This window comes from Campylobacter sp. CFSAN093259 (genome assembly GCF_012889985.1).
Classification (GTDB): Bacteria; Campylobacterota; Campylobacteria; order Campylobacterales; family Campylobacteraceae; genus Campylobacter_D; species Campylobacter_D jejuni.
The window spans coordinates 857,949-884,150 of the sequence record NZ_CP040617.1 but is presented as its reverse complement, the minus strand read 5'-3'; the positions used below and the strand labels follow the sequence as shown (position 1 = coordinate 884,150).

The 26,202-nt window shown below is 30.3% G+C and carries 21 protein-coding genes and 2 tRNA genes; 17 read left to right on the top strand and 6 right to left on the bottom strand.

Going from position 1 to position 26,202, the window contains the following annotated elements:
• Positions 1 to 54: 54 nt before the first annotated feature.
• On the top strand, positions 55 to 1,521 hold the full coding sequence (locus tag FBF20_RS04670; protein WP_002889612.1) for a sodium:alanine symporter family protein: 1,467 nt from the start codon (positions 55 to 57) through the stop codon (positions 1,519 to 1,521).
• 27 nt (positions 1,522 to 1,548) lie between these two features.
• Here FBF20_RS04670 and FBF20_RS04665 read toward each other — a convergent pair whose 3' ends face one another.
• Both FBF20_RS04665 and FBF20_RS04660 read right to left on the bottom strand, forming a co-directional pair.
• Positions 1,549 to 2,277 carry an amino acid ABC transporter ATP-binding protein gene (locus tag FBF20_RS04665; RefSeq protein ID WP_002858785.1) on the bottom strand — a complete coding sequence of 243 codons (729 nt, stop codon included), beginning with the start codon at positions 2,275 to 2,277 and terminating at the stop codon, positions 1,549 to 1,551.
• The gene (locus FBF20_RS04660; RefSeq protein WP_002852595.1) at positions 2,270 to 3,013 is read right to left on the bottom strand and encodes an amino acid ABC transporter permease; all 744 of its coding nucleotides are present in this window, start codon (positions 3,011 to 3,013) and stop codon (positions 2,270 to 2,272) included. The genes FBF20_RS04665 and FBF20_RS04660 overlap by 8 nt, the downstream gene beginning before the upstream one ends.
• 82 nt (positions 3,014 to 3,095) lie before the next feature.
• On the opposite strand from FBF20_RS04660, the gene FBF20_RS04655 reads away from it, so the two are divergent.
• On the top strand, positions 3,096 to 3,275 hold the full coding sequence (locus FBF20_RS04655) for a hypothetical protein (RefSeq protein ID WP_010891894.1): 180 nt from the start codon (positions 3,096 to 3,098) through the stop codon (positions 3,273 to 3,275).
• Positions 3,268 to 3,837, top strand: coding sequence for a DJ-1 family glyoxalase III (locus FBF20_RS04650; protein ID WP_002852508.1), 570 nt, complete (start codon positions 3,268 to 3,270; stop codon positions 3,835 to 3,837). The genes FBF20_RS04655 and FBF20_RS04650 overlap by 8 nt, the downstream gene beginning before the upstream one ends.
• Before the next feature lie 29 nt (positions 3,838 to 3,866).
• On the opposite strand, the gene FBF20_RS04645 is transcribed toward FBF20_RS04650, so the two are convergent.
• Entirely contained in the window at positions 3,867 to 4,232 is a 366-nt protein-coding gene (locus FBF20_RS04645; protein WP_002852408.1) for a histidine triad nucleotide-binding protein, read from the bottom strand.
• Between the two features lie 122 nt (positions 4,233 to 4,354).
• On the opposite strand from FBF20_RS04645, the gene pheS reads away from it, so the two are divergent.
• The 10 genes from pheS (at position 4,355) to abc-f (ending at position 17,508) form a co-directional block, all read left to right on the top strand.
• On the top strand, positions 4,355 to 5,347 hold the full coding sequence (pheS, locus tag FBF20_RS04640) for a phenylalanine--tRNA ligase subunit alpha (RefSeq protein WP_002852567.1): 993 nt from the start codon (positions 4,355 to 4,357) through the stop codon (positions 5,345 to 5,347).
• On the top strand, positions 5,344 to 7,665 hold the full coding sequence (gene pheT / locus FBF20_RS04635) for a phenylalanine--tRNA ligase subunit beta (RefSeq protein ID WP_002852489.1): 2,322 nt from the start codon (positions 5,344 to 5,346) through the stop codon (positions 7,663 to 7,665). The genes pheS and pheT overlap by 4 nt, the downstream gene beginning before the upstream one ends.
• Positions 7,662 to 8,948, top strand: a complete 1,287-nt coding sequence (gene aroA, locus FBF20_RS04630) for a 3-phosphoshikimate 1-carboxyvinyltransferase (RefSeq protein WP_002852577.1) — start codon at positions 7,662 to 7,664, stop codon at positions 8,946 to 8,948. The genes pheT and aroA overlap by 4 nt, the downstream gene beginning before the upstream one ends.
• Positions 8,938 to 9,771 (top strand): 4-hydroxy-3-methylbut-2-enyl diphosphate reductase, encoded by an 834-nt coding sequence (locus tag FBF20_RS04625; protein WP_002852585.1) that lies wholly within the window; start codon positions 8,938 to 8,940, stop codon positions 9,769 to 9,771. The genes aroA and FBF20_RS04625 overlap by 11 nt, the downstream gene beginning before the upstream one ends.
• A gap of 131 nt (positions 9,772 to 9,902) precedes the next feature.
• Positions 9,903 to 11,573: a 30S ribosomal protein S1 gene (locus FBF20_RS04620; RefSeq protein ID WP_002852520.1), complete on the top strand. Its 1,671-nt coding sequence runs from the start codon at positions 9,903 to 9,905 to the stop codon at positions 11,571 to 11,573.
• Positions 11,573 to 12,061 (top strand): hypothetical protein, encoded by a 489-nt coding sequence (locus tag FBF20_RS04615; RefSeq protein WP_002852423.1) that lies wholly within the window; start codon positions 11,573 to 11,575, stop codon positions 12,059 to 12,061. Before FBF20_RS04620 ends, FBF20_RS04615 begins: the two co-directional genes overlap by 1 nt.
• Positions 12,058 to 13,641 (top strand): phosphoglycerate dehydrogenase, encoded by a 1,584-nt coding sequence (serA, locus tag FBF20_RS04610; protein WP_002852643.1) that lies wholly within the window; start codon positions 12,058 to 12,060, stop codon positions 13,639 to 13,641. Before FBF20_RS04615 ends, serA begins: the two co-directional genes overlap by 4 nt.
• Entirely contained in the window at positions 13,628 to 14,290 is a 663-nt protein-coding gene (locus FBF20_RS04605) for a response regulator transcription factor (protein ID WP_002860529.1), read from the top strand. The genes serA and FBF20_RS04605 overlap by 14 nt, the downstream gene beginning before the upstream one ends.
• Complete coding sequence (locus FBF20_RS04600) at positions 14,284 to 15,573, top strand: HAMP domain-containing sensor histidine kinase (protein ID WP_002852536.1); 1,290 nt, start codon at positions 14,284 to 14,286, stop codon at positions 15,571 to 15,573. The genes FBF20_RS04605 and FBF20_RS04600 overlap by 7 nt, the downstream gene beginning before the upstream one ends.
• A 3-nt stretch (positions 15,574 to 15,576) precedes the next feature.
• Positions 15,577 to 17,508 (top strand): ribosomal protection-like ABC-F family protein, encoded by a 1,932-nt coding sequence (abc-f, locus tag FBF20_RS04595; RefSeq protein WP_002889623.1) that lies wholly within the window; start codon positions 15,577 to 15,579, stop codon positions 17,506 to 17,508.
• A 30-nt stretch (positions 17,509 to 17,538) separates the two neighbouring features.
• Here abc-f and FBF20_RS04590 read toward each other — a convergent pair.
• Together FBF20_RS04590 and FBF20_RS04585 are read right to left on the bottom strand one after the other, a co-directional pair.
• Positions 17,539 to 17,613, bottom strand: a tRNA-Gly gene (locus FBF20_RS04590).
• Positions 17,614 to 17,623: 10 nt separating this feature from the next.
• Positions 17,624 to 17,710 (bottom strand) — tRNA-Leu (locus tag FBF20_RS04585).
• Positions 17,711 to 17,890: 180 nt separating this feature from the next.
• On the opposite strand from FBF20_RS04585, the gene flgL reads away from it, so the two are divergent.
• Both flgL and FBF20_RS04575 read left to right on the top strand, forming a co-directional pair.
• Entirely contained in the window at positions 17,891 to 20,143 is a 2,253-nt protein-coding gene (flgL, locus tag FBF20_RS04580) for a flagellar hook-associated protein FlgL (protein WP_002852538.1), read from the top strand.
• A gap of 109 nt (positions 20,144 to 20,252) precedes the next feature.
• Positions 20,253 to 23,093, top strand: coding sequence for a DNA translocase FtsK (locus FBF20_RS04575; protein WP_024266103.1), 2,841 nt, complete (start codon positions 20,253 to 20,255; stop codon positions 23,091 to 23,093).
• 85 nt (positions 23,094 to 23,178) lie between these two features.
• On the opposite strand, the gene rpsO is transcribed toward FBF20_RS04575, so the two are convergent.
• Positions 23,179 to 23,451: a 30S ribosomal protein S15 gene (gene rpsO / locus FBF20_RS04570; RefSeq protein WP_002852579.1), complete on the bottom strand. Its 273-nt coding sequence runs from the start codon at positions 23,449 to 23,451 to the stop codon at positions 23,179 to 23,181.
• Positions 23,452 to 23,625: 174 nt separating this feature from the next.
• On the opposite strand from rpsO, the gene FBF20_RS04565 reads away from it, so the two are divergent.
• Complete coding sequence (locus FBF20_RS04565; RefSeq protein WP_002852609.1) at positions 23,626 to 24,036, top strand: RrF2 family transcriptional regulator; 411 nt, start codon at positions 23,626 to 23,628, stop codon at positions 24,034 to 24,036.
• The gene (gene flhA / locus FBF20_RS04560; RefSeq protein WP_002890378.1) at positions 24,023 to 26,197 is read left to right on the top strand and encodes a flagellar biosynthesis protein FlhA; all 2,175 of its coding nucleotides are present in this window, start codon (positions 24,023 to 24,025) and stop codon (positions 26,195 to 26,197) included. Before FBF20_RS04565 ends, flhA begins: the two co-directional genes overlap by 14 nt.
• The last annotated feature ends 5 nt before the right edge of the window (positions 26,198 to 26,202 follow it).

Below are 26,202 nucleotides of genomic sequence, written 5' to 3'. Positions count from 1 at the left end.
TTTTTATAAAAATTATGTTAAAGTAAAATTTAGATTATTTTTTGAGGAGTTTGGATGAAATTAGATATTATGCTAGATTTTGCCAATAAAGCGTCTGATATTATAGCTAATAAGATTGTCCCAAATACAGACATTATTATGGTAGTTTTACTTATTGTTTGTGGGCTTTATTATAGTTTTTTAACTCGCTTTGTTCAGTTTCGTATGTTGAGTTCTGTATTTAAAATTCTTACAGAAAAAAACGAAGGACACGCTAAAGAACATATTTCACCTTTTCAAGCATTGATGATCTCAACTGCTTCTAGAGTTGGTATAGGAAATATTGCTGGAATTTCTTTGGCATTGGCTACAGGTGGAGCTGGTGCTTTATTTTGGATGTGGGTTATGGCATTTTTTGGTGGTGCCTCAGCATTTGCTGAAAGTACCTTAGCTCAAGTTTACAAATCAAAAGATGATACAGGCGGGTTTAAAGGTGGTCCAGCTTATTATATAAAAAAAGCCTTAGGCTCACATTTTTTTGGAGCTTTTTTTGCTTTTATTCTTATTATTACTTATGCTTATGGATTTAACGGACTTCAAAGTCAAACAATGACTTCGTCTTTCAAAGTTTATTATGATATGTTTAATCCAAATGCTGCTGTAGATTTTGCATCAAGTTCTTGGCCAATGATTATTGGTATTGTTTTAACTATTTTTGGTGCATGGATGTTTTTTTCTCACCATACTAAAATAGGTAAAATTAGTTCTTTAATTGTTCCTTTTATGGCTTTAGCTTATGTTTTACTTGCTGTGATTGCTGTTTTAATGAATTTTGATAAAATTCCTTCTGTGGTTCATATGATTTTACAAAGTGCTTTTGATTTTAAAGCGATTTTTGGTGGTTTTGCTGGTTCTGCTTTGGTTATAGGGATTAAAAGAGGACTTTTTTCAAATGAAGCGGGTATGGGCTCGGCACCTAATGCAGCTGCAGCAGCTTTGACAAGTCATCCAGCTAAACAAGGTGTTATACAAGCCTTTTCAGTTTTAATTGATGTTGTTGTTTGTACAAGTTCTGGATTTTTAGTTCTTTTTTCTATGGCATATTTAGGACTTGGAGAAAGTAAAATTGATGGTGGAATGCCTTTAGTTCAAGAAGCTATGCGTGAGTATTACGGTAGCTTTGGAATCCATTTTATTACTATAGCTATTGTTCTTTTTGCAATAACTTCTTTAATAGGAAATTATTATTATGCTCAAGCTAATGTTAAATATTTAACAAATTCCAAATTTGTAATGAATTTGTTTAGAATTACAGCTGTGGCTATGATTTTTATAGGCTCGCAAATGAATTTAAAACTTGCTTGGAATTTGGCTGATTTGACTATGGCTTTCATGGCAACGACAAATATTATATCTTTATTGCTTTTAGGTGGTATAGTAAATAAAGTTTTAAAAGATTTTAATACGCAACAAAAATCTGGTATAGATCCTAAATTTAATGCTAGCAAACTTGGAATTAAAAACGCTGAATGTTGGGATTAAAATTCATAAGCCTTAGTGGCTTATGAATTAATGATTTAAAACCTTGTTTAAAAATTCTCTCAATCTTTCATTGCTAGGATTTTCAAATACTTCTTTAGGGCTTGCATCAACAGCAATTTTTCCTTTATCCATAAAAAATATACGATTGGCAACATTTCTAGCAAAGCCCATTTCATGAGTTACTACAAGCATAGTTAAACCTTCTTTTGCAACATCTTTCATAATGCTTAGAACCTCGCCTATCATTTCAGGATCTAGAGCTGAAGTAGGTTCATCAAATAAAATAACATCAGGATTCATCATCAAGCTTCTAGCAATAGCTATGCGTTGTTTTTGTCCGCCAGAGAGCTTATGGGGCATTATATTTTCTTTGTCTGCTAAACCCACCTTAGCAAGAAGTAATTTTGCTTTTTTTATGGCTTCTTCTTGACTTAAAATTCCTGTTTTAATGGGCGTTAAACATAAATTTTCCATAACATTTTTATTAGCAAAAAGATTAAAATGCTGAAATACCATGCTAACTTTTTGCCTGATCTTATTAATATCAATTTCTTTATCAAGTATGTTTTGCTTATTGATTAAAATTTCCCCACTATCAGCTAGTTCTAAGCGATTGATGCAGCGTAAAAATGTACTTTTTCCGCCTCCACTTGGACCTATGATAGCTATTACATCGCCTTTTGAGATTGTAGTGTTAATATTTTTTAAAACTTCTAATTCTCCATATTTTTTTTGTAAATTTTTAACTTCAATCATTTTTATTCATCCTAAGTTCAAGTTTTTTTGCAAAATAGCTAAAAATTTTTACACTTACATAATAAACAAGTCCAGTGAAAATAATAGGTTTTGGATTGTAAAGTACGGCTTGCAAGCTTTGACTTTGCATGGTAATATCAATAACACTAATAAATCCTACAACAGAAGTTTCCTTAAATAAAGAAATAAATTCATTAGCTAATGCAGGTAGAATGTTTTTAGTAGCCTGTGGAAGAATAATTTCTTTCATTGAAGTTTTGTAATCAAGTCCCATTGCTCTTGCAGCTTCCATTTGTCCCTTATCTACACTATTAATGCCACTTCTTACAATTTCTGCTATATAAGCCGAGCTATTAAGTCCTAGTGCAAGAATGGCTGCATAAAGGTTATCTATAAAAGTAAAAATTACAAAAGCAAAAATCATCAATTGTAAAATTACTGGTGTTCCTCGTATAATGTCTATATATTCATCTATAATAAAATTAAGCGTTTTAAATTTAGAGAAGTGTAAAATAGCTAAACTAAAACCAATAATCACTCCGATAATAACAGCGCAAGCAGTTAATAAAAGTGTAATAAGATAACTTTTTAAATAAGCTTTTGCATTTTCTGTATAGCCATAGCTTACAACTCCACTAGGATCTTGAATTTTTAATATTTCTATTGGGAAAGAAAAATAGCCCCATAAAATAATAATAACAAAAAAAACAAAAATTCTTATATTTTTCTGATTCAATTTGTAAACCTTTTCAGAGAAATTATTTAAAAAAAGATTTTATAGAAATATCTTTGAATTTTCTCTAAAGATTTAAAAAAATGTGTTAGAATTTCCCAAAAATAAGGTTGTATTTATGGAAATTTTAGATTTCATTCTAATAGTTATTTTTGTGTTTTTAATGATTGTTTTGGTTATAGGTTTCAATCATCAAATGATGCAAAAAAACAAAGAAAGAGAAGAAAGATTTAAAAAATATAAAAAAGGAGAACAAAATGAGTAAAAAAGTATTAATTCCATTGGCTCAAGGTTTTGAAGAAGCTGAATTTATAGGAATTGCGGATGTTTTAAAACGAGCAAAAGAATTAAATCCAGATTTGGAAGTTGTTATAGCTTCGTTAAACAGTGAGTTATTGGTAAAAGGTGCTAATAGCATTAGTATAAAAGCAGATTGTTCTATAGAGGATGTTGATATAGAAAATTTAGATGCTATTGCTTTGGCGGGTGGCTTTGAAGGTATGATGAATCTTAAGAATTCAAATGTTATTTTAAATATCATTAAACAACTTCATAGCAAAAATAAAATTGTTGCCGCAATCTGTGCTTCTCCTATAGTTTTAAATGAAGCAGGTGTTTTAGAGGGCGAGTTTGCTTGTTATCCTAGTTGTGAAGTTGGACTTAATGGAAATCGTGTTAACAAGGCTGTAGTTGTAAATAAAAATGTTATAACTTCAGCAGGTCCAGCTACGGCAATTCTTTTTGGTTTAGAACTAGCTAAAAAGTTATGCGGTGATGAAATTTATCAAAAATTATACGAGGGAATGTTGCTACCTTTGACAAAATAGTTTAAATGGTAGTTTTTCTACCATTTAAATTAAAATAAAGCTTGAGGATTTTCTTTTTTAGTTTTTTCCTTAGGCAGTTCAAAACCTCCAAGCATATGAAAATGCAAATGAAAAACTTCTTGTCCACTATTTTTTCCACAGTTTGTTACCAAGCGATATCCACTTTTATCTACACCTAAAAGAACAGCTAATTCTTGTATGAAACTTGTCATTTTGGCCATAAGTTCAGGATCAAATTCTTGAAAGTCTTTAAAATATTTTTTAGGGATTATAAGTATATGTATGGGTGCTTTGGGTGCAATATCATGAAATGCTAGAAAATCGTCACTTTCAAGCACTTTATTGCATGGAAGTTTACCTTCAACTATGAGTTCAAAAATTGTTTTTTCTTGCATTATTTATCCTTTTTTATTGTTGGTTTGATACAATTATATCTTTAAAGTTTGGTTTTTATGCTGAATTTAAAATAGTTTTTAATAGAATTAGAACTTGAAATATTTTATTTAAGGTAAGAAAATTGCAAAATTTTATAGAACAGATTCAAAAATGTGAGAATTTAAATGATTTGGAAGCCATTAGGATTTCCGTTCTTGGAAAAAAAGGTATTTTAACAGAAGGCTTTACAAAGCTTAAAGAGTTAGAAGATGAGGCGAAAAAAGAATTTGCTGCTAAATTAAATGCACAAAAAGAAATATTTAATGAGGCTTATTTAGCCAAATTTAAAGATTTGGAAAATCTTGCTTTAGAAGAAAGAATGAAACAAGATGCTTTAAATTTTAACTATTTTGATGAAAGTATTACAACAGGTGCCTTGCATCCTGTTATGAGCACCATGGATAAAATCATAGAATATTTTATAGCTTTGAATTTTAGCATAGAAAAAGGGCCTTTAATAGAAGATGACTTTCATAATTTTGAAGCGTTAAATTTACCTAAATCTCACCCCGCAAGAGATATGCAAGATACCTTTTATTTTGATGATAAAAGGCTTTTAAGAACACAAACTTCGCCAGTGCAAATACGGACAATGCTTGCACAAAAACCTCCTATTAGGATGATAGCCCCTGGTGCTGTATTTAGAAGAGATTTTGATATTACGCATACTCCTATGTTTCATCAAGTTGAAGGCCTTGTGGTGGAAGAAGGGCAAAAGGTTAGCTTTGCAAATTTAAAAAGTGTATTGGAAGATTTTTTGCGTTATATGTTTGGAGATGTGAAAGTTCGTTTTCGTCCAAGTTTTTTCCCATTTACAGAACCTTCTGCTGAAGTTGATATTTCTTGTGTATTTTGCAAAGGAAAGGGTTGTAGAGTTTGCAAACATACAGGTTGGCTTGAAGTTTTAGGATGTGGAATAGTTGATCCTAATGTTTATAATTTTGTTGGTTATGAAAATGTAAGTGGTTATGCTTTTGGATTGGGAGTAGAACGTTTTGCAATGCTTTTGCATCAAATTCCAGATTTAAGATCTTTATTTGAAGGTGATTTGAGATTATTGGAGCAGTTTAGATGATAATTACTAAAAGTTGGTTGAATGATTGGTTAGAACTTGAAGAAATAAGTTCAGATAAAATAGCTAAAACTTTAAACTCTATAGGTATAGAAGTTGATAGGGTTGGCGCTTTAAAGGCTCCAGATAAAGTTGTTGTAGGCTATGTTAAGGAAAAAATTAAACATGAAAATTCAGATAAATTAAGCATTTGTCAAGTTGATATCGGAAGTGAAATCTTGCAAATTGTCTGCGGTGCTGCGAATGTTGATGCAGGACAATTTGTAACTGTTGCAACTAAAGGTGCTATCATGCCAAACGGTATGGAAATAAAAGAAGCAAAATTGCGAGGAGTGGATTCTTGTGGTATGCTTTGTTCTAGTTTAGAACTGGGTTTTGAAAAAATCAATGAAGGAATTATGCTTTTAGATGAGAGTATAGGGAAATTAGAACTTGGGAGACCTTTAAATACTTATGAAATTTTTAATGATGAGCTAATAGAAGTGGAACTTACTCCTAATAGGGGTGATTGTTTAAGTATTTATGGTATAGCTCGTGATTTAGCCGCAGCTTTAAATTTAAATTTAAAAGAACCAAAACCATTTAAAGAAAGTGAAAATGTTTTAGGTATCGGTAGAATTTTGCGCTTAGCAGCTGAGAAAGAACTTAATGGACTTTATAATTATCGAGCCATAGGGCTAAAAGAAGAAATTCAAACAAATTTATTGCTTAGTTTAAGACTTGCTCAAATTGAAGGTTTGGGAAAAAATTCCATAGAAAATTTATTAAATTATGCAACGCATTCAACTGGTGTTCTTTTTAATGCTTATGATTTAAGTAGTTTTTCTGAAAAAGATGAAGAATTTACCATTAATTTAAGCAAGCAAGTGCATGGAGAAACAAAAGTATCTTACAAAGATAAACTTTTAAGCTTTAGCGGAATTTTCCAAAATAATGAAAGTAGATGTAAAGATGATTCTAAAATAATTATTATTGAGGCTAATTATACCGATCCATTGGTAATTGCAGATGCTAAAATATATCATAAAGATCAAGATGAAAAAATGCTTTATAGAAGTTTTAGGGGAAGTGAACCTAAATTAAATTTAGGAATGGATTTTTTGCTTGGTATTTTTGAGCAGATTCCAAATCTTGTTATTTATAGTTCTTCTCAACAAATTTTAACTGACAAAGAATTACCAATCATACCAATAAGTATTGAAGGTATTAGCGATATAATAGGACAAAATGTTGATAAAGATGAAGTATTAAAAATATTAAAGAAATTAGGTTTTGAGCTCATACTTTCAGGTGAAGGGCTTATAAATGTTAAAGCACCTTTACATCGTCCTGATATTAAAAATTTATCAGATATTTGCGAGGAAGTTGTAAGAATTATAGGTATTGATAATATTGCTTCCAAGGGTTTAGAATTTATAGAAAAAAATCGTTTAAATTCTGCATATAAAAATTATATTGAGTTTTTAAATTTAAGAAAAAGAGCAGTAGCTAGTGGTTATTTTGAAAGCTTACATTATGTTTTGGATAATGGAGAAGAACTTAAAAGATTAGGTTTTGACTCTGTTAAATTAAAACTAATCAATCCAATTACAGCAGAACTTAATACTTTAAGAACAACCCTTTTAAATCATTTGTTAAATGCAGCAAGTTTAAATGCAAAAAATTCTAAAAAAATTATTAAACTTTTTGAATTAGGGGCTGTTTTCAATGTTAATAATCAAGAATTAAATCGTATTGCATTTATCCATTCTGGCTTAAAAGAAGAAGCTAAAATTTCCAACAAGGCCAAACCTGAATCGGTGCAATTTTATGATTTTCTTTTAGATATTAAAAATATTATAGGTGATTTTAAACTAAAATCATCAAAATATAATATTTTAAGCCCTTATGAACAAGCAGATATTTATCTATCGGATATTAAAGTAGGTTTTATAGGCCGTTTGCATTTAAAAATAGAAAATGAGAGAGATTTACCAAAAACATATATTTGCGAACTTGATTTAGATTTAATCAGGCAAGATTTTAAAATAGCTAAGCCTTACTCCAAATTCCCAGCTATCACTAGAGATCTTAGCGTGTTAATACCTAAAGGTTTTGAATACAATCAGATTAAAAATTGTATCGAAGAATTGAATTTAGAAATACTTGAAAATTTTCGTTTAGTTGATATTTATAGTGATGAAAACCTTAAAGAATTTTATAGCATTACTATAAGTTTTTCTTTTAGGGATATAAATAAAACTCTAGAAGATAATCAAGTGAATGAATGTATGGATAAAATTTTAAATACTCTTAAAAATTTGGGTCTTGATTTAAGATGAAAATTTACAAATTGCAAACCCCTGTAAATGCTATACTTGAAAATATAGCAGCAGATAAAAGCATATCTCATCGTTTTGCTATATTTTCGCTTTTAACACAAGAAGAAAATAAGGCTCAAAATTATCTCTTAGCTCAAGATACTTTAAACACTCTTGAAATTATAAAAAATCTTGGAGCTAAAATTGAACAAAAAGATTCTTGCGTCAAAATTATACCCCCTAAAGAAATTTTATCTCCAAATTGTATTTTAGACTGTGGAAATTCAGGAACTGCTATGCGTTTGATGATAGGATTTTTAGCAGGAATTTCTGGTTTTTTTGTTTTAAGTGGAGATAAGTATTTAAACAATCGTCCTATGAGAAGGATAAGCAAACCACTTACTCAAATAGGCGCTAGAATTTATGGAAGAAATGAGGCAAATTTAGCTCCACTTTGTATAGAAGGTCAAAAATTAAAAGCTTTTAATTTTAAAAGCGAAATTTCTTCGGCTCAAGTTAAAACAGCTATGATTTTATCTGCTTTTAGGGCTGATAATGTATGCACTTTTAGTGAAATTTCTCTTAGTCGAAATCATAGTGAAAACATGCTAAAGGCTATGAAAGCTCCAATAAGGGTTAGTAATGATGGCTTAAGTCTTGAAATAAATCCTTTAAAAAAACCTTTAAAAGCTCAAAATATAATCATTCCTAATGATCCTTCTTCGGCTTTTTATTTTGTTTTAGCAGCTATTATTTTACCTAAATCTCAAATTATTTTAAAAAATATTTTGCTTAATCCTACTCGTATAGAGGCGTATAAAATTTTGCAAAAAATGGGTGCCAAACTTGAAATGACAATAACTCAAAATGATTTTGAAACTATTGGTGAGATCAGGGTGGAGTCTAGCAAGCTTAATGGCATAGAAGTTAAAGATAATATCGCTTGGTTAATAGATGAAGCGCCTGCTTTGGCTATAGCTTTTGCTTTGGCTAAGGGTAAATCTAGTTTAATAAATGCTAAAGAATTACGCGTTAAAGAAAGCGATAGGATTGCTGTGATGGTTGAAAATCTAAAGCTTTGTGGTGTTGAAGCTAGAGAACTTGATGATGGTTTTGAAATAGAAGGTGGATGCGAACTAAAATCTTCAAAAATTAAAAGCTATGGAGATCACCGTATTGCTATGAGTTTTGCTATTTTAGGTTTGCTTTGTGGAATCGAGATTGATGATAGTGATTGTATAAAAACTTCTTTTCCAAATTTTATAGAGATTTTATCAAATTTAGGAGCTAGGATTGATTATTGAATTAGCAAAAAACTATGGTTTTTGTTTTGGTGTTAAAAGAGCTATTAAAAAAGCAGAACAAATAAAAGATGCTGCAACTATAGGCCCTCTTATTCACAATAACGAAGAAATTTCTCGTTTGCAAAAAAATTTTAATGTCAAAACTTTGGAAAATATACAAGCTTTAAGTAATGAAAAAAAGGCTATTATAAGAACTCATGGTATTACAAAGCAAGATTTAGAAGAATTGAGAAAAAAAGATATAGAAATTTTTGATGCCACTTGTCCTTTTGTTACAAAACCACAACAAATTTGCGAGCAAATGAGTAAGGAGGGTTATGAAGTTGTTATTTTTGGAGATGAAAATCATCCCGAAGTTAAAGGAGTCAAAAGTTATGTAAGTACAAAAGCTTATGTAGTTTTGGATAAAAAAGAACTTCAAAATATAAAACTTCCTAATAAAATAGCTGTAGTAAGCCAAACAACTAAGAAGCCTGAGCATTTTATGGAGATAGTAAATTTTTTAATACTTAAAACCAAAGAAGTAAGAGTTTTTAACACTATATGTGATGCAACCTTTAAAAATCAAGATGCCATTAAAGAACTCTCGCTTAAAAGTGATGTTATGGTTGTTGTAGGGGGTAAAAACTCAGCCAATACAAAACAACTTTTTTTGATTGCAAAAACCAATTGTGAAGATAGCTATCTAATTGAAACCGAAGAAGAGTTAAAAAAAGAATGGTTTTTAGATAAAAAACATTGTGGCATTAGTGCAGGTGCTAGTACTCCTGATTGGATTATACAAAAAGTTATCGCCAAAATAGAAAATTTTAGAATTAATTAAAAAATGTTTTTAAATAGAATAAAAAAGTCAAAAATTTAAAAAAAATTAACAAAAATAAAAAAACTTAACACTAATTAAAGAAAAATAAGGTAAAATCAATCAATTTCTAAAAATTATTTTAAAGGACCATAATGAGCGAGGTGAACAAAAAAGTTCAAGACGGCGTAGATGATTATCTTGAGGAAGAAGATTTTGGACAGCTTTTAGAAGCTTTTGATAAATCAAGAGAAGAGGCTACAACAGAGGGTGTGATTGTAGAGATCAAAAATGATGAAGTTTATGTAGATATAGGTAAAAAATCTGAAGGTATTTTAGCTCTTAGCGAAATACAAGGTGACAATTCTAAGCTATTGTTTAATGTAGGTGATAGTATTAAAGTTGCTGTTATGGGTTCTCGTGGTGGCAGATCTTTACTTTCTCATAAAAAAGCTTTGAGAAAAGAAAAAGTTATTGAATTTATTAAAAACTATCAAGAAAATCAAGATGATATTTTTACCGTAAAAGTAGTTGGAAAAAATAAAGGCGGATTGATAGTTGTTGATGAAAATGATGTTGAATTTTTCTTACCAAAATCTCAATATGGCTTTAAAGAAACAAATAATATTATAGGCAAAACGTTTAAAGTTAAAATTATTAAAATCGACAAAGATGAGCAAAGTATCATTGTTTCTCGTAAAAAAACTTTAGATGATGAGAGAAGAAAACGAAAAGAATTGATCAATAATGTAGCACAACAAGAAGATTTAATTGAAGGTATTGTAAAAAAAATTACCACTTATGGTATGTTTGTAGATGTAGGAGGTGTTGATGGCCTTGTTCATTACAGCGAAATTTCTTACAAAGGACCTGTAAACCCTGGAACACTTTATAAAGAGGGCGATAAAGTTCCAGTTAAAGTAATAAAGTATGATAAAGAACGCAAACATTTATCCTTATCTATAAAAGCGGCTTTACCTGATCCATGGAGCGAGATAAAAGATACTCTTGATATAGGTGATACCATTAAAGTAATAGTATCAAATATAGAGCCTTATGGTGCTTTTGTGGATTTAGGAAATGATATAGAAGGATTTTTACATATCAGTGAAATTTCTTGGGATAAAAATATTAAAAATCCAAAAGATTATATCAATAAAGGTCAAGAAATTGATGTTGAAGTAATTGAAATCAATCCAAATGAAAGACGCTTAAGGGTTTCTTTAAGAAATTTACTTTCTAGACCTTTTGATGAATTTATGAAATCTTACAAAATTGCAGATGTGGTTGAAGGAGAAATTACCTCAGTAACTTCTTTTGGTGCATTTGTTAAACTTGGTGGTATTGAAGGTTTATTGCATAATGAAGATGCTTCTTGGGATAGAAACGATAAATGCAAAGACAAATTCTCTCAAGGGGATAAAATCAAGGTAAAAATTATCAAAATAGATGAAGAAAACCAAAAAATATCATTAAGTACAAAAGAATTAAGCAGTTCTCCAGTGCAAGAATATGCTAAAATTCATAAAGTCGGCGATATTGTAAAAGGTGCTATCCGTGATATTAAAGATTTTGGTGTTTTTGTAGAGCTAAGTAAAAATGTTGATGCTTTAATTCATAAAGAAGATATAAGCACTTCTATGCTTGAAAATTTAAAAATTGGCGACGATATTGAAGCTGCTATAGTTTTTATTGATGAAAAGAAAAATAGAATTCGCCTAAGTGTTAAAAATCTTGTTAGAATAAAAGAAAGAGAAGTTCTTAATGAAATCAATAATGATGATAAAGTAACTTTAGGTGATATCATTAAAGATCAGCTAGCTTAATGAAAAAATACATTACAATAAGCATTTTGAGTATTTTATTACTCATTTTGCTTGCTGTTGTTTTTACATTGCTTTGGCAATTTAAAGCTAATGTAAATTTCATTCCACAATTTGCTAAAGATACAAATACGCAGCCAAGCATTCAAACCCAAAATCAAGATCTTTCATGGCAAGAAGAATTAGCAAAATGGCCTACAAGAGATTTTACCCCAGCAGCAGAAAAATTTACCTTATATTTTGATGCGGATACTAGCGAGCTTAAGGAGAAAAATAAATATTATCAACTTATAGTTGGAAAATATGATATTTATTCTATGTTTTGCTTAAGACAGACTTTAAATTCTTTTAATGTGAAGTATTTTCTTCTTAAATCTGGCCATAGTCCAGAAATCTTTTTGGATACAGGCAATGAAAAACTTATAGATGATATTATCAAAGAATTAAAAAAATATAAAATAAATACAGAAGTAAAGGAAATTTGGTTATGAAAAAAAAGATTATAGTGTGTGATGCTATTTTGGATAAAGGTGTCGATATTCTAAGAAAAGCTGAAGATATTGAGCTTATAGAAGCTGCAAAATTTCCAAAAGATGAACTTATGCAAATGCTAAGCGATATTGAAGTTGCAATTACTAGAAGTTCTACGGATGTAGATGTAAATTTTTTAAATCATGCCAAAAAATTAAAAGCGCTTGTGCGTGCCGGGGTGGGCGTAGATAATGTTGATATTCCAGAGTGTTCTAAACGAGGAGTGATTGTGATGAATGTCCCAACTGCAAATACTATTGCCGCAGTTGAACTAACAATGGCACATCTTTTAACATCAGCTAGAAGCTTTGTCAATGCTCATAATTTTTTAAAAATTGAAAGAAAATGGGAAAGAGAAAAATGGTATGGCATTGAATTGATGAATAAAACGCTAGGGGTTATAGGTTTTGGAAATATAGGTTCAAGAGTAGCTATCCGTGCTAAAGCATTTGGTATGAAAATTTTAGCCTATGATCCGTATATTTCTGCTTCTAAGATTACAGATTTAGATATGGAACAAGCAAAAAATTTGGATGAAATTTTAGAAAAAAGTGATTTTATTACCATTCACACACCAAAAACCAAAGAAACCAATGGTATGATAGGAAAGCAAGAAATTGCAAAAATGAAAGATGGAATAAGATTAATAAATTGTGCTCGTGGAGGATTGTACACAGAAGAGGCTTTATATGAAGGTTTAAAAAGTGGTAAAATAGCTTGGCTTGGTATAGATGTGTTCGATAAAGAACCCGCGACTAATCATCCTCTTTTAGACTTTGAAAATATTTCAGTTACTTCTCACCTAGGAGCAAATACTTTAGAAAGTCAAGACAATATCGCAAGAGAAGCTTGTGAGCAAGCATTAAGCGCAGCACGAGGCGTGGCTTATCCTAATGCCTTAAATTTACCAATTAAAACTGAAGATTTACCACCTTTTGTAGCTCCTTATATAGAACTTGTTTCTAAAATGGCTTTTTTAGCTGTTCAAATTGATAAAAATCCTATAAAAAGTATTAAATTAGAGGCTGAAGGAATTATTGGTGAGTATGCAAATTCTATGCTAACTTTTGCAGCTGTTGGTGCTTTGGGTGGAATTTTAGGAGAGAAAATTAATTATGTTAATGCAGAATTTGTTGCCAAAGAAAAAGGAGTTGAATTATCTTGCGAAACTCTTCCAAATAGTGGTTATAATAATAAACTTAGCGTTAAAATTATCACCGAAAATTCAAATATCAGTGTTTCAGGAACAGTGTTTAATGAAAATGAACAACGCATAGTTGGATTAAATGGCTTTAAAACTGATTTTAAGCCAAAGGGAAAAATGATTATTTTTAAAAACAAAGACATACCAGGAGTTATAGCTAAAATCAGTTCCGTTTTGGCAGCTAAAAATATCAATATAGCTGATTTTAGGCTTGGTAGAGATGGTTTTGGGTATGCTTTGGCTGTTGTTTTGATTGATGAAAAAGTTCAAAAAGAAGTATTAGATGAACTAAAACAATTAGAGGCGTGTGTATTTGTCCAATATGTTGAAATTTAAAATTTTAATTATAGAAGATGATATAGATTTAAACGAACTGCTTGTTTTAAAGTTAAAATCTAGTGGTTATGAAGTTATATCTTTAGCGGATTTTTTTGGAGTTGAAGATTTGCTCGATAATGAGCAAATTGATCTTTTAATAGTCGATAGAAATTTGCCCAGTGGAGATTCTTTAGAAAAAATTCAAGATTTAAGAGAGCAAGGATATAAAGAAGCAGTTATTTTTCTTACAGCCAAGGCTTTACATCAAGATTTACTCGAAGGCTTTGAAAGTGGTTGTGATGATTATGTTTGTAAACCTTTTGATTTCAATGAGCTTTTGCTTCGCATTAAAGCAATTTTAAAACGCCATAAAAAAGAAGAAGAAAAACTATCTTTTGGTGATTTTATTTTAGATTTGGTTAGTTATGAATTCTTTTACAAAAATCAAAAATTAGAAATCTCAAATCTTGACTATGAGCTTTTAAAATGTTTTTTTGAAAATCCAAATACCTTGCTTACTAGACAATTTTTAAGCGAAAGTGTTTGGAAAGATGATACTACAAGTGATAAAACAATCAATATAGCTCTAACAAGACTTAGAAATAAATTTCCAAAACTAAAAGATCATATTATAAGTGTTAGGGGTATTGGCTATAAATTATGCTAAAAACTAAAAATATTTTTATAGTTTTTTTTGTTGTATTGGCTTTGATTTTTGGGTTTATTTTTTATACTTTTACTAATTCTTATCTTAATTTCTTGCTTATAAAACAATATGAACAAAAAATCAAAAGCCTTGATGATGTTTTAAAATTTTCTCTCTTAGAGCATTTAAATGATGCTAATATCAAGGATTTTGCTAAAGATACTAGGGCTGATTTTATTATCCTAAACAATGATATGAAAATAAGTTCTGTAAAAAATCCTGATTTTTTTTCTAATCTTAAAGAAGGAGAAATTTTAAATTTCAATTCAAAAAAAATTCTCACTAAAAGCTTTATTTACAAAGGATATAAATATATTATTATTGTTTATCCTCGTTTTTTAGATTTAGAACTTTTTTGGACAAAAATGGCAATCGGTTTTGGAGTATGCTTGCTGTTTGTTTTTATTTTAATGTTGTTGTTAGGTAGAAGAATAGAGAAAAATTTTAATAAAATTTTGGATTTTTTGGATTCTATAGGGGATCATAAAGTTGTTATATTAGAAAAAGGAATCTTTAAAGAATTTAATTTACTAAATGAGAAACTTTTAAAAACTAAGGATAAAATTCTAAAGAATACCCAAAAAAATAAAAAACAAAGCGATAAAATCACTTTAAAAAATACTCAGCTTGCTAGCGTGATTTCTGCTATTTCTCATGAGCTTAAAAATCCATTAAGCGTGATTGATCTTAGCTTAGAGATGCTAAAAGATGAGAAATTGGAAGATAAAAAATTAAAAAAGGAATTACTAGAAAAAATTTCACGTCAAAGCGTTAAACTTAATGCTTTAACCCATAAGCTTAATTTTGTTTTTAATCTTAATAGTGAAGCCTTGCAGATGCAAGAATTCGATCTTTTTTCTCTATGTGAAAAAATCACTAAAAACCCAGGCTTTGAAAGAGTTGCATTGCAAGGTAAAAGCACGAAAGTTAAGGCTGATGAATTTTTAATCGAGCAAGTGATTATAAATTTGCTTTCTAATGCTTTAAAATATAGTCAAAAAAAAGTCATTTTAACGGCAAGAGATCAAAAGATAATAGTGCAAGATTTTGGAAAAGGCATAGAAGAAGATAAAATAAAATTGATTACAAAAAAATTTTATAAAATTGATGTAAAAAGTGATAATTCTTTTGGTTTGGGACTTTTTTTAGTAAAGAAAATTTTAAATATACATAAAAGTTATCTTGAAATTTCTAGCACTTTAGGTTATGGTTCTAGTTTTAGCTTTAAACTCAGTCAAGGATAAAAAATGGCTCTTATAGATTTAATTGAAGCTTCAAAAAAATTTGGAGACAAAATAGTTTTAAATGAAGTAAATTTTAGCGCAAACGAGGGAGAAAAGATTGCTATTATAGGCAAAAATGGAGAAGGAAAATCTACTTTTTTAAAAACGCTTTTAGGCACACTTCCTTTAGATAGCGGTAGAATAATAAGACAAAATGGAAAAAGCATAGCCATGCTTTCACAAACCGTTGATTTTAATGCAAATTTAAGCGTAAAAGAAGCCATCAAGCAAGAGCTTGTAGAAATTTACAATACCTTAGAAGAATATGAAATACTGCATAAAAAATTAGAAGAAGATCCTAGTAATAAAGATTATCTTCAAAAAATAGATACGCTTATGACTTTGATTGATAGTAAAGATGCTTGGAGTATAGAATCTAAAATAATACGCGTTTTAAAAGAATTTAGTTTACTTGAGTATGAAAATCGCATTATATCTACTTTAAGTGGTGGAGAAATACGCCGCGTTGGGCTTTGCATACTTTTACTAAAAAATCCTGATATTTTATTGCTTGATGAACCAACTAATCATTTAGATGTATATATGACAAGCTTTTTGGAAGAATTGCTAAAAAATTCAAAGATGTGTGTGATTTTTATTTCCCATGATAGATATTTTATTGACGCTATAGCACACAAGTGTGTAGAAGTAGAGCAGGGTAAGCTTAGTATTTTTAAAGGCGGATATGCAAACTATTTAGAGAAAAAAACACAAATTTTGCAAAGCCTTGCTAAGAGCCATGAAACTCTTTTAAAGCAATTAAAAAGCGAAGAAGAATGGCTTAGAAGAGGGGTTAAAGCAAGACTTAAAAGAAATGAAGGACGAAAAGAACGCATTTTTAAAATGCGTGAAGAAGCGAAAAAAAATCCTGGGGCAATCAAACGCTTAAAACTTGAAATTTCAAGAGCGGCTTTAAATTTTAATGGAGAAAAAACGATCAATCGTAAAAAAATGCTTTTTGAGCTTAAAAATATAAGCAAAAATATAAACAATAAAAATCTTTTTAAAGATTTTTCAACGCGTATTTTACAAGGTGAACGCATAGCTATCGTAGGAAGAAATGGTTGTGGAAAATCAACATTGTTAAAAATTCTTCTAGGGCAAATAAAACAAGATAGTGGTGAAATAAAACGCGGAGAGCTTAAGATAGGATATTTTGATCAGGCTAGAAGCTTGGTAAATTCTGATAAAAGCTTGCTTGAAATTTTTTGTCCCAATGGTGGAGATAGGGTTGAAGTTCGTGGTAAAAATATGCATGTTTATGGATATTTGAAAAATTTTCTATTTCCTAAGGAATTTTTAGATAAAAGCGTGGCTCTTTTAAGCGGCGGAGAGAAAAATCGCGTTGCTTTAGCCTTGCTTTTTGCTAAAGAATATGATGTTTTGATTTTAGATGAGCCAACTAATGATCTTGATATAGCTACGATTAATATATTAGAAGAATACTTACTTAGTTTTGAAGGGGCTATTTTGCTAGTATCACACGATAGATATTTTGTTGATAAAATCGCAACAAAACTTTATGCTTTTGAGGGAAATGGATATATAAATATTTTACACACTCTTTATACTGAATATCTTGAAAATGAAAAAGAAATTGAAGAATTGGATAATTTTGCTTTAGAGCTTCAAACCCAAGAGCAAAATAATAACCAAAAAGAAAAAAGCTCCAAAAAATTGAGCTACAAAGAAAATGAGATATTAAAAAACCATCCTGAAAAAATAGATTTTTTAGAGCAAAAGATAGCTAAATTAAATCAAGATTTATCCGATCCAAATGTATATCAAGAAATAGGTATTAACAAGCTTTATCAAGAGCTTGAAGTAATGCAAAAAGAACTTGAAATTCTAGAAAATGAGTATTTTTTAGTATTAGAGAAAAGCGAGAATTTATAATTAAAGAGATTTTATATTTTTTTTACTCTATGGAGCGGGAAACGAGATTCGAACTCGCGACCCCAACCTTGGCAAGGTTGTGCTCTACCCCTGAGCTATTCCCGCAAAAAATAAGTGGTGCCCGAGGTCGGACTCGAACCGACACAAGGTTGCCCTTACCAGATTTTGAGTCTGGCGCGTCTACCAGTTTCACCACTCGGGCTCATTTTTAAGATTTAAAGCTAAAATTATACTTTTTTAGGCTAAAAAATACTTTAAAAATAAAAAGTATTTTCAAAAAGACAATATAAAATTATATAATTTAAATTTTTGGAACAGTTATTGCTTTTGTTTATTAGCAATGTTTGAAAAGATTTTAACTTTAATACTTTAGAGGAAAAAAATGAGAATTACAAATAAACTTAACTTCACAAATAGTGTGAATAATTCTATGGGCGGTCAAAGTGCTTTATATCAGATATCTCAACAACTTGCTTCAGGTTTGAAAATACAAAATTCATATGAAGATGCAAGCACTTATATAGATAATACGCGTCTTGAATATGAAATTAAAACGTTAGAACAAGTAAAAGAATCAACAAGTAGAGCTCAAGAAATGACTCAAAATAGTATGAAAGCTTTACAAGATATGGTTAAACTTCTTGAAGATTTTAAAGTTAAAGTAACCCAAGCTGCAAGCGATAGCAATTCTCAAACCTCAAGAGAAGCTATAGCAAAAGAACTAGAACGTATAAAAGAAAGCATAGTTCAGCTTGCAAATACCAGTGTTAATGGTCAGTATCTTTTTGCGGGTTCTCAAGTTGCAAACAAACCTTTTGATTCTAATGGAAATTATTATGGAGATAAAAATAATATTAATGTAGTAACTGGAGCTGGAACTGAAAGCCCATACAATATACCAGGTTGGGATTTATTTTTTAAAGCAGATGGAGACTATAAAAAACAAATAAGCACTAATGTTAGTTTTACAGATAATCGTTGGGATTTAAATAAAGACCCTGATAAAACTAAATATCTCACAGGAGATTCTAAATGGCAACAACTTATCGGACAAAGTTATGTAAAAGATAATAGCTTAGATGCTGACAAAGACTTTGAGTATGATGATAGCAAACTAGATTTTCCTCCAACAACTCTTTATGTTCAAGGTACAAGACCCGATGGAACAAGTTTTAAAAGTGCTGTACTCGTCAAACCCGAAGATACTTTAGAAGATGTAATGGAAAATATTGGAGCTCTTTATGGTAATACTCCAAATAATAAAGTAGTAGAAGTAAGTATGAATGATAGTGGTCAAATTCAAATTACAGATCTAAAGCAAGGTAATAATAAACTCGATTTTCATGCTGTAGCTTTCACACCACAAGCTGATGATAAAACTGAATTAAATAATATTATCCAAGCAGCACAGGATGAAGGCATTACAATGGAAGATGTTACAAACAGGGTTATGACTGCTGCACTAGGAAATCCCAATAATGGAGATATTACAAATTTAAATAATCCTGTAACCATTCAAATTAACGGACAAAACTTTGAAATTGATTTAAAACAAACTGATTTTATCAAAAGTAAAATGACAGATACAGATGGAAATGCTGCTAATGGAGCTGATTACGATAATGTGTATTTTGAAAAAAATGGCAATACTGTTTATGGTAATGTTTCTCAAGTTATCAAAGGAAGCAATGCTTATGCCACTGATTCAACCAAACTTAGCGAGGTAATGGCAGGAGATAGCCTAAATGGTACTACTTTAAATTTAAAAGTCAATTCCAAAGGTGGAAATTCTTACGATGTTACTATAAATTTACAAACTTCAACTGTAAGCTATCCTGATCCTAATAATCCAGGTCAAACCATAAGCTTTCCTATTATGCATACTAATCCTGCAACTGGAAATAGTGGGGTTGTTACAGGATCAAATGATATTACTTATGGTCAAATTAATGATATTATAGGTATGTTTGCTGCAGATAAAATTCCTACAACAACCATACAAGCCAATAATGGTCAAATTAATAATGCAGATTATACCCAAATACAACAACTCATGAAAGATTCACAAGCTACTGTTGATGTAAGTATGGATTATAAAGGTCGTATTAGTGTTACTGATAAACTTTCATCAGGAACCAATATAGAAATTTCTCTTAGTGATTCTCAAAGTGGCCAATTTCCAGCACCTCCTTTTACCACAACTTCTACTGTACAAAATGGTCCAAATTTTAGTTTTAGCGCGAATAATTCTTTAACTATAGATGAGCCAAATGTGGATATTATTAAAGATTTAGATTCAATGATTGATGCTGTTTTAAAAGGCAATATGAGAGCAGACTCCGAAAGTGAAAACCCTAGAAATACAGGTATGCAAGGAGCTTTAGAAAGACTTGATCATTTAGCAGATCATGTTAGCAAGCTTAATACAACTATGGGAGCATATCATAATACTATCGAAGGTGTTAATACACGCACATCCTTTTTAAGCGTTAATGTCCAAAGTATAAAATCAAATGTGATTGATGTAGATTATGGTGAGGCAATGATGAATTTAATGCAAGTTCAACTTGCATATCAAGCTTCTCTTAAAGCTAGTACAACAATTTCTCAACTTAGCTTATTAAATTATATGTAAAATTTTTTATGGTATAATTTGGCTTTGATTTTATTTTCAAGGAAAGAATATTAAAAAAGAAGCCATTTTTACCAGCTCCACGCTTGTTATTTTTTATCTTTGTCTTTGTATGCTAGCACCTGGCATGGGAGAATGGGTTTACAAGGCTAATTTATTTTTATTTGGAGAATTTGCGTATTATTATCCTTTTTTCTTATTTATTTTAAATTATGTTTATTATAAAAGAAATTACAAATTAGCTAATTTTACAAGAAGAGAGCTTTTTGGTATAGGATTTGCCTTTTTCTCGAGTTTGCTTTTATTTGCAGTTTTTTATCCTAATTCAGGCTATATACTAGAGCTTGCTTATGCGATTTTTTCTACTATTTTGGGGCATACTGGGAGCGGAATTTTCGCTCTTTTACTTCTACTATTTTCTTTGGTTTTATTGTTTCCAAAATTTGCAAAAGAAATTTTAAAAATAGAATTAGATTTTACTTATTTATTAAAAGTAGAGCAAGCTTTTAAATCTTTACTTATGCGTGTATTTGGTGGAGAAAACGAGAAAGAAGATGTAGGTAAATCAGAACCTATAGTTCCAAAATTAAATATTTTGCAAGATAGTATTTATGGAAATTTACAAATAAACAAAAAAGGGGAAACCAATAACTTAGAACAGATAATTAAAGATAGCAATATCAATGCAAGTAAAAATTCAATTACCACGGCCAAGGAAAATTTTGAAAAACTAAAAAATCAAATTTTAGATGAAACCATAGAGATTGATAAACAAAGTTTAAAAGAATCAAGAAGTTTTGTTCATGAGCATTCTCAACAAGTGCGAAATTTCGCACAAAAGGCTAGTAAAATGAGCATTAGTCTTGATGAAGATTTTAATTTTATTTCAGAAGAAGAGGTAGATATGATTCCTGAACGTTTTTTAAAACCTAAAAAACTTGAAGATATAAAGCAAATAGATACAAATAAAAATTTAGATGAGCCAAGTTATAAACGTAAAAATATTGAAATTCCAGTTTCTAATCAAGAAGTTAAACCAAAAATTTTTACAAAAGAGCTTGAACTTAGAGAGAATTTGATAAAAAAAGAAAAACTAGAACAAGAATACAAAGCCTATCAAAATGAAATTTTAGAAAATAAAGTAAAACAAGAAATTAAAAAATTAGAAGAATATGATGCGATAAATTCAAGCGATATTATAGAAGGGAATAAATATAGTTTTAATAGCCCAAAAACAATTAAAACAGAAACACAAGAATCAGACAAAATAAATGAAAATAAAAATCTAGATAAAGCAGACAATATCTTTGAATTTGCTCCCATTGTAGAAGAGTTAAATCATCCTTATATAGAACCTACTCCTATAAAAAATATAAATGAAATAGTTATAGAAGAAAAAAATACACTCGATTTTATCCAAAATACAGAAACTAAAATCGATAATGAAAAAACAAATGATCAAGAAATTAAACTTCAAAAAGCAGTTTTAGCCAAAGAAATTGCTATTAACCAAGCTTTATTGCGTGAAATAGAGCAGGGCGAAATAGAAAAACCAAAAGATTTCACCTTGCCGCCATTAGATTTTTTAGCTAATCCAAAAGAACACAAACAAGAAATCAATGAAAGTGAAATAGATAAAAAAATTTATAATCTTCTTGAAAAATTGCGTCGTTTTAAAATAGGCGGCGATGTTATAAGCACTTATGTTGGTCCTGTGGTAACTACTTTTGAATTTCGTCCTAGTGCAGATGTGAAAGTAAGTCGTATTTTAAATTTACAAGATGATTTAACTATGGCTTTAATGGCAAAATCAATCCGTATTCAAGCTCCAATACCAGGAAAAGATGTTGTAGGTATAGAAGTTCCAAATGATGAAATTCAAACCATTTATTTAAGAGAAATTTTACAAAGTGAAGTTTTTAAAAACGCTAAAAGTCCTTTAACCATAGCTTTAGGTAAAGATATAGTAGGCAATGCTTTTGTAACCGATCTTAAAAAACTTCCGCATTTACTCATCGCAGGAACGACAGGTAGTGGTAAAAGTGTGGGGATAAATTCTATGCTTTTAAGTCTTTTATATCGCAACTCTCCAAAAACCTTGCGTTTGATGATGATAGATCCTAAGATGCTTGAATTTAGCATTTATAATGACATTCCTCATCTTTTAACTCCTGTTATCACAGATCCAAAAAAAGCAGTCAATGCGCTTTCAAATATGGTAGCTGAAATGGAAAGACGCTATCGCTTAATGGCTGATGCAAAAACCAAAAATATAGAAAATTACAATGAAAAAATGAAAGAATTAGGCGGAGAAGAACTTCCTTTTATTGTAGTAATTATCGATGAACTTGCTGATTTGATGATGACTGCGGGTAAAGATGTAGAATTTTATATAGGAAGACTTGCGCAAATGGCAAGAGCAAGTGGAATCCACTTGATTGTAGCTACACAACGACCTTCTGTTGATGTTGTAACAGGACTAATTAAAGCGAATTTACCAAGTAGAATTTCTTATAAAGTAGGGCAAAAAATTGACTCTAAAGTTATTTTAGATGCTATGGGTGCTGAAAGTTTACTTGGAAGAGGGGATTGTTTATTTACTCCTCCTGGAACAAGCTCTATAGTGCGTTTGCATGCGCCTTTTGCAAGCGAATTTGAAATAGAAAAAATCGTGGATTTTCTAAAGGATCAACAAAGCGTAGAATATGATGAAAGCTTTTTAAAGGATCAGCAAAGCGTAGGTGTTACAACAAATGAAAGCTTTGATGGGGAAGCAGATGAGCTTTATGAAGAAGCTAAAAGAGTAATCTTAGAAGATGGAAAAACAAGCATTTCTTATTTACAACGCCGTTTAAAAATCGGCTATAACCGCTCTGCAAATATTATTGAACAACTTACGCAAAACGGGATTTTAAGCGAACCTGATGCCAAAGGACAAAGGGAAATCTTGTAAGATTTTTCTTGTGTTTTTGATATATAAAACTGATTACAAAAGAAGAAATTTAAAAGGCAAAAGCCCCGTAAAAAGGGCTTAAAAATTATTTATCTCTAAGATTTAATTCAGTAATTAACTTACTATAAGAATTATAATCTTTTCTTTTAAGATAAGATAAAAGTCTTTTTCTTTGACCTACAAGTTTTAGAAGTCCTAATCTTGATGAAAAGTCTTTTTTGTAGATTTTTAAATGTTCTGTAAGTTCTGCAATTCTTGCAGTTAAAAGAGCTACTTGAACTTCTGTTGAACCAGTATCACCTGGTTTTTTAGCGAATTTCGCAACTATTTCTGCTTTTTTGGCCGAATCCAAAGCCATGATAGACCTCCTGATTGGTAAAATAATAAAATTAAAGAACTGTAATTTTATCTTAAAAAGCAAAAAATAAACTGAATTTATCTTTTTTAGAAGGTTTTGTCAAAATTTAAGTCTTTTTCTAAGAATTATTTATTATAATTACAGCTATTTCTGTAGTTATAACAAGGAGAATCTGTGCTATTTACCAAAGCTAGCGAATACGCTTTACTTTCTTTAATTTATATTTCTCAAAAAGAAACACCTCAAGATGTAGATTCTTTAGCTTTAGAGCTTGATATTCCTAAAAGTTTTTTAGCTAAAATTTTACAAACTTTAGCTAAAGATGGCTTGTTAAAATCCTTTAAAGGGGCAAAAGGTGGTTTTGTTTTAATCAAAGAACCAAGTCAATATACTATAAAAGAAATTGTTAATAGTGCTGAAAAAAAGGATATCAGTGTATTTGAATGCAGTGGTGGCACTTGTCCAAATAATAAAGAAGAAAATTGCACCTTAATGCCTATGTTAGTAAATTTACAAAATAAAGTAGATGAATTTTTAGATTCTATTACTTTAGAAGATATTATGAAAAATAATGGCAAAAAATAAAATAGTCGATTTAGTTTTTCCTTTCTTGGGGCCTTTAATCGCTCCTGTTTTAAAAGCTAAAAGCTTGACTATTGTTGGTTTTTTAGTTTGTATTTTAGCTATTATTATAGTTCCTTTACCAAGTCCTATTTTGGACTTTTTCTTGGCTTTAAGTATAGCTTTATCGGTATTAATTATTTTAATTTCTATTTATATACCCAAACCGACAGATTTAACAACTTTTCCAACTTTAATCTTGATTATCACTTTATTTAGGCTTTCATTAAATATAGCTACCACAAGGATGATTTTAAGCGAAGGGCAAAACGGCCCTGAAGCTGTGAGTGAGATTATAGCAGCATTTGGAGAATTTGTTGTTGGTGGAAATATGGTCATTGGCGTGATTGTATTTTGTATTTTAGTATTGATTAATTTCATGGTTGTAACAAAAGGTAGTACAAGGGTTTCTGAAGTACAAGCAAGATTTACACTTGATGCGATGCCGGGTAAACAAATGGCTATTGATGCGGATTTAAATGCAGGACTTATTGATGAACAAACCGCTAGAGCAAGACGTCAAGAAGTTATTGCTGAGGCAAACTTCTATGGTGCAATGGATGGTTCTTCTAAATTTATCAAAGGAGATGCTGTTGCAGGAATTATCATAACTATTATAAATATCATAGGTGGTTTTTTAATAGGATCTTTTCAGCACGATATGGCTTTAAGCGATGCTGCTTCTACCTATACTATTTTAACCATAGGTGATGGACTTGTATCTCAAATTCCAGGGCTTATTACTTCTACTGCAACCGCTATAATTATCACTCGTGCAAGCAAAGATGAGGAAAATTTTGCAGAAGGAACTTTAACTCAACTTTTAAGCGAATATCGCACGCTTTTAATAGTAGGTTTTGTACTTTTTATCTTTGCGTTAGTGCCTGGTTTGCCAACTTTATCCTTGGGCTTTATGGCTTTAGTATTTTTAAGCCTTGGCTATCTTACCAAGCAGGTTAAGGAAGGTAAAATTGATATAACTACAGTTAAAAAAAGCAAACCAAGTGCCGCAGCTGCATCTCAAAGTGGAGCAGGTGGGACAACGGCAGCGCCTGCTAAGAAAAGCGAAGAAGAAATTCTCAAAGAAGAAGAGTACAAGATTAACGATATACTCAAAGTTGAAATTTTAGAACTTGAACTTGGATACGGACTTATTAAGCTTGCTGAAAACGAACTTACAGAAAGAATTCGCTCAATGAGAAGAAGTATTGCTGAAAGTTTAGGATTTTTAATGCCAAAAATAAGAATAAGAGATAATTTAAGACTTAAACCAAATGAGTATAGTTTTAAACTCAAGGGCGTGTCTATAGCAAGTGCTGAAATTTATCCGGATAAATATTTAGCCATGGATAGTGGTTTTATCACAGAAGAGATAGAAGGGATTGCTACAAAAGAACCCGCTTTTAACTCTGATGCACTTTGGATTGATGCGAATTTAAAAGATGAAGCAACATTAAATGGCTATATAGTAATAGATCCTGCAAGTGTTATTTCAACACATATGAGCGAACTTATCAAAGCGCACGCAAGCGAACTTCTCACACGCCAAGAGGTACAAAATCTTCTTGATAAGGTTAAAAATGATTATCCAATCATCGTAGAAGGTGCTTTAGGTGTTGCACCTGTAAGTCTTATTCAAAAAATTCTCAAAGACTTGCTTAAGCATCACATACCAATTAAAGATATGCTTACTATTTTAGAATCTGTAAGCGATATAGCAGAAGTAAGCAAGAGTTTTGATATGATTATTGAACATGTAAGGGCGTCCTTAGCTAGGATGATTACAAATATGTATTTAGATGATAAAGGAAATTTGGATATTTTTATCTTAGACTCTGCTAGTTCTGCGGTTTTAATGGAAAATGTACAATTTAGAGATGGAAGTTATCACTTGCCTTTAAGTGTAGCTCAAACAGGTACTTTAGTAGATACTCTAAGGGCTGAAGTTGCCGCAGTAGCAAATGGTCGTATCAAGCCTTTTATACTTTGCGTTGAACCGCAGCTTAGAAAATTCATTGCTGATATTTGTTATAATTTTAGCATTAATATAGTAGTGTTAAGTTTTGCAGAAATTGCAGAAAATACAAATTTTAATACCGAGGGTATTATTAGGATAGAACTTTAAGGAAT

What these genes read in the sequence shown, in the direction of transcription:
- flgL (WP_002852538.1), top strand. Translation starts at nt 17,891, where the DNA reads ATGAGAATTACAAATAAACTTAACTTCACAAATAGTGTGAATAATTCT.
- abc-f (WP_002889623.1), top strand. Translation starts at nt 15,577, where the DNA reads ATGGCTCTTATAGATTTAATTGAAGCTTCAAAAAAATTTGGAGACAAA.
- FBF20_RS04615 (WP_002852423.1), top strand. Translation starts at nt 11,573, where the DNA reads ATGAAAAAATACATTACAATAAGCATTTTGAGTATTTTATTACTCATT.
- aroA (WP_002852577.1), top strand. Translation starts at nt 7,662, where the DNA reads ATGAAAATTTACAAATTGCAAACCCCTGTAAATGCTATACTTGAAAAT.
- FBF20_RS04665 (WP_002858785.1), bottom strand. Translation starts at nt 2,277, where the DNA reads ATGATTGAAGTTAAAAATTTACAAAAAAAATATGGAGAATTAGAAGTT.
- FBF20_RS04645 (WP_002852408.1), bottom strand. Translation starts at nt 4,232, where the DNA reads ATGCAAGAAAAAACAATTTTTGAACTCATAGTTGAAGGTAAACTTCCA.
- pheT (WP_002852489.1), top strand. Translation starts at nt 5,344, where the DNA reads ATGATAATTACTAAAAGTTGGTTGAATGATTGGTTAGAACTTGAAGAA.
- FBF20_RS04670 (WP_002889612.1), top strand. Translation starts at nt 55, where the DNA reads ATGAAATTAGATATTATGCTAGATTTTGCCAATAAAGCGTCTGATATT.
- FBF20_RS04600 (WP_002852536.1), top strand. Translation starts at nt 14,284, where the DNA reads ATGCTAAAAACTAAAAATATTTTTATAGTTTTTTTTGTTGTATTGGCT.
- rpsO (WP_002852579.1), bottom strand. Translation starts at nt 23,451, where the DNA reads ATGGCTTTGGATTCGGCCAAAAAAGCAGAAATAGTTGCGAAATTCGCT.
- FBF20_RS04650 (WP_002852508.1), top strand. Translation starts at nt 3,268, where the DNA reads ATGAGTAAAAAAGTATTAATTCCATTGGCTCAAGGTTTTGAAGAAGCT.
- FBF20_RS04620 (WP_002852520.1), top strand. Translation starts at nt 9,903, where the DNA reads ATGAGCGAGGTGAACAAAAAAGTTCAAGACGGCGTAGATGATTATCTT.
- FBF20_RS04575 (WP_024266103.1), top strand. Translation starts at nt 20,253, where the DNA reads ATGCTAGCACCTGGCATGGGAGAATGGGTTTACAAGGCTAATTTATTT.
- FBF20_RS04605 (WP_002860529.1), top strand. Translation starts at nt 13,628, where the DNA reads ATGTTGAAATTTAAAATTTTAATTATAGAAGATGATATAGATTTAAAC.
- serA (WP_002852643.1), top strand. Translation starts at nt 12,058, where the DNA reads ATGAAAAAAAAGATTATAGTGTGTGATGCTATTTTGGATAAAGGTGTC.
- flhA (WP_002890378.1), top strand. Translation starts at nt 24,023, where the DNA reads ATGGCAAAAAATAAAATAGTCGATTTAGTTTTTCCTTTCTTGGGGCCT.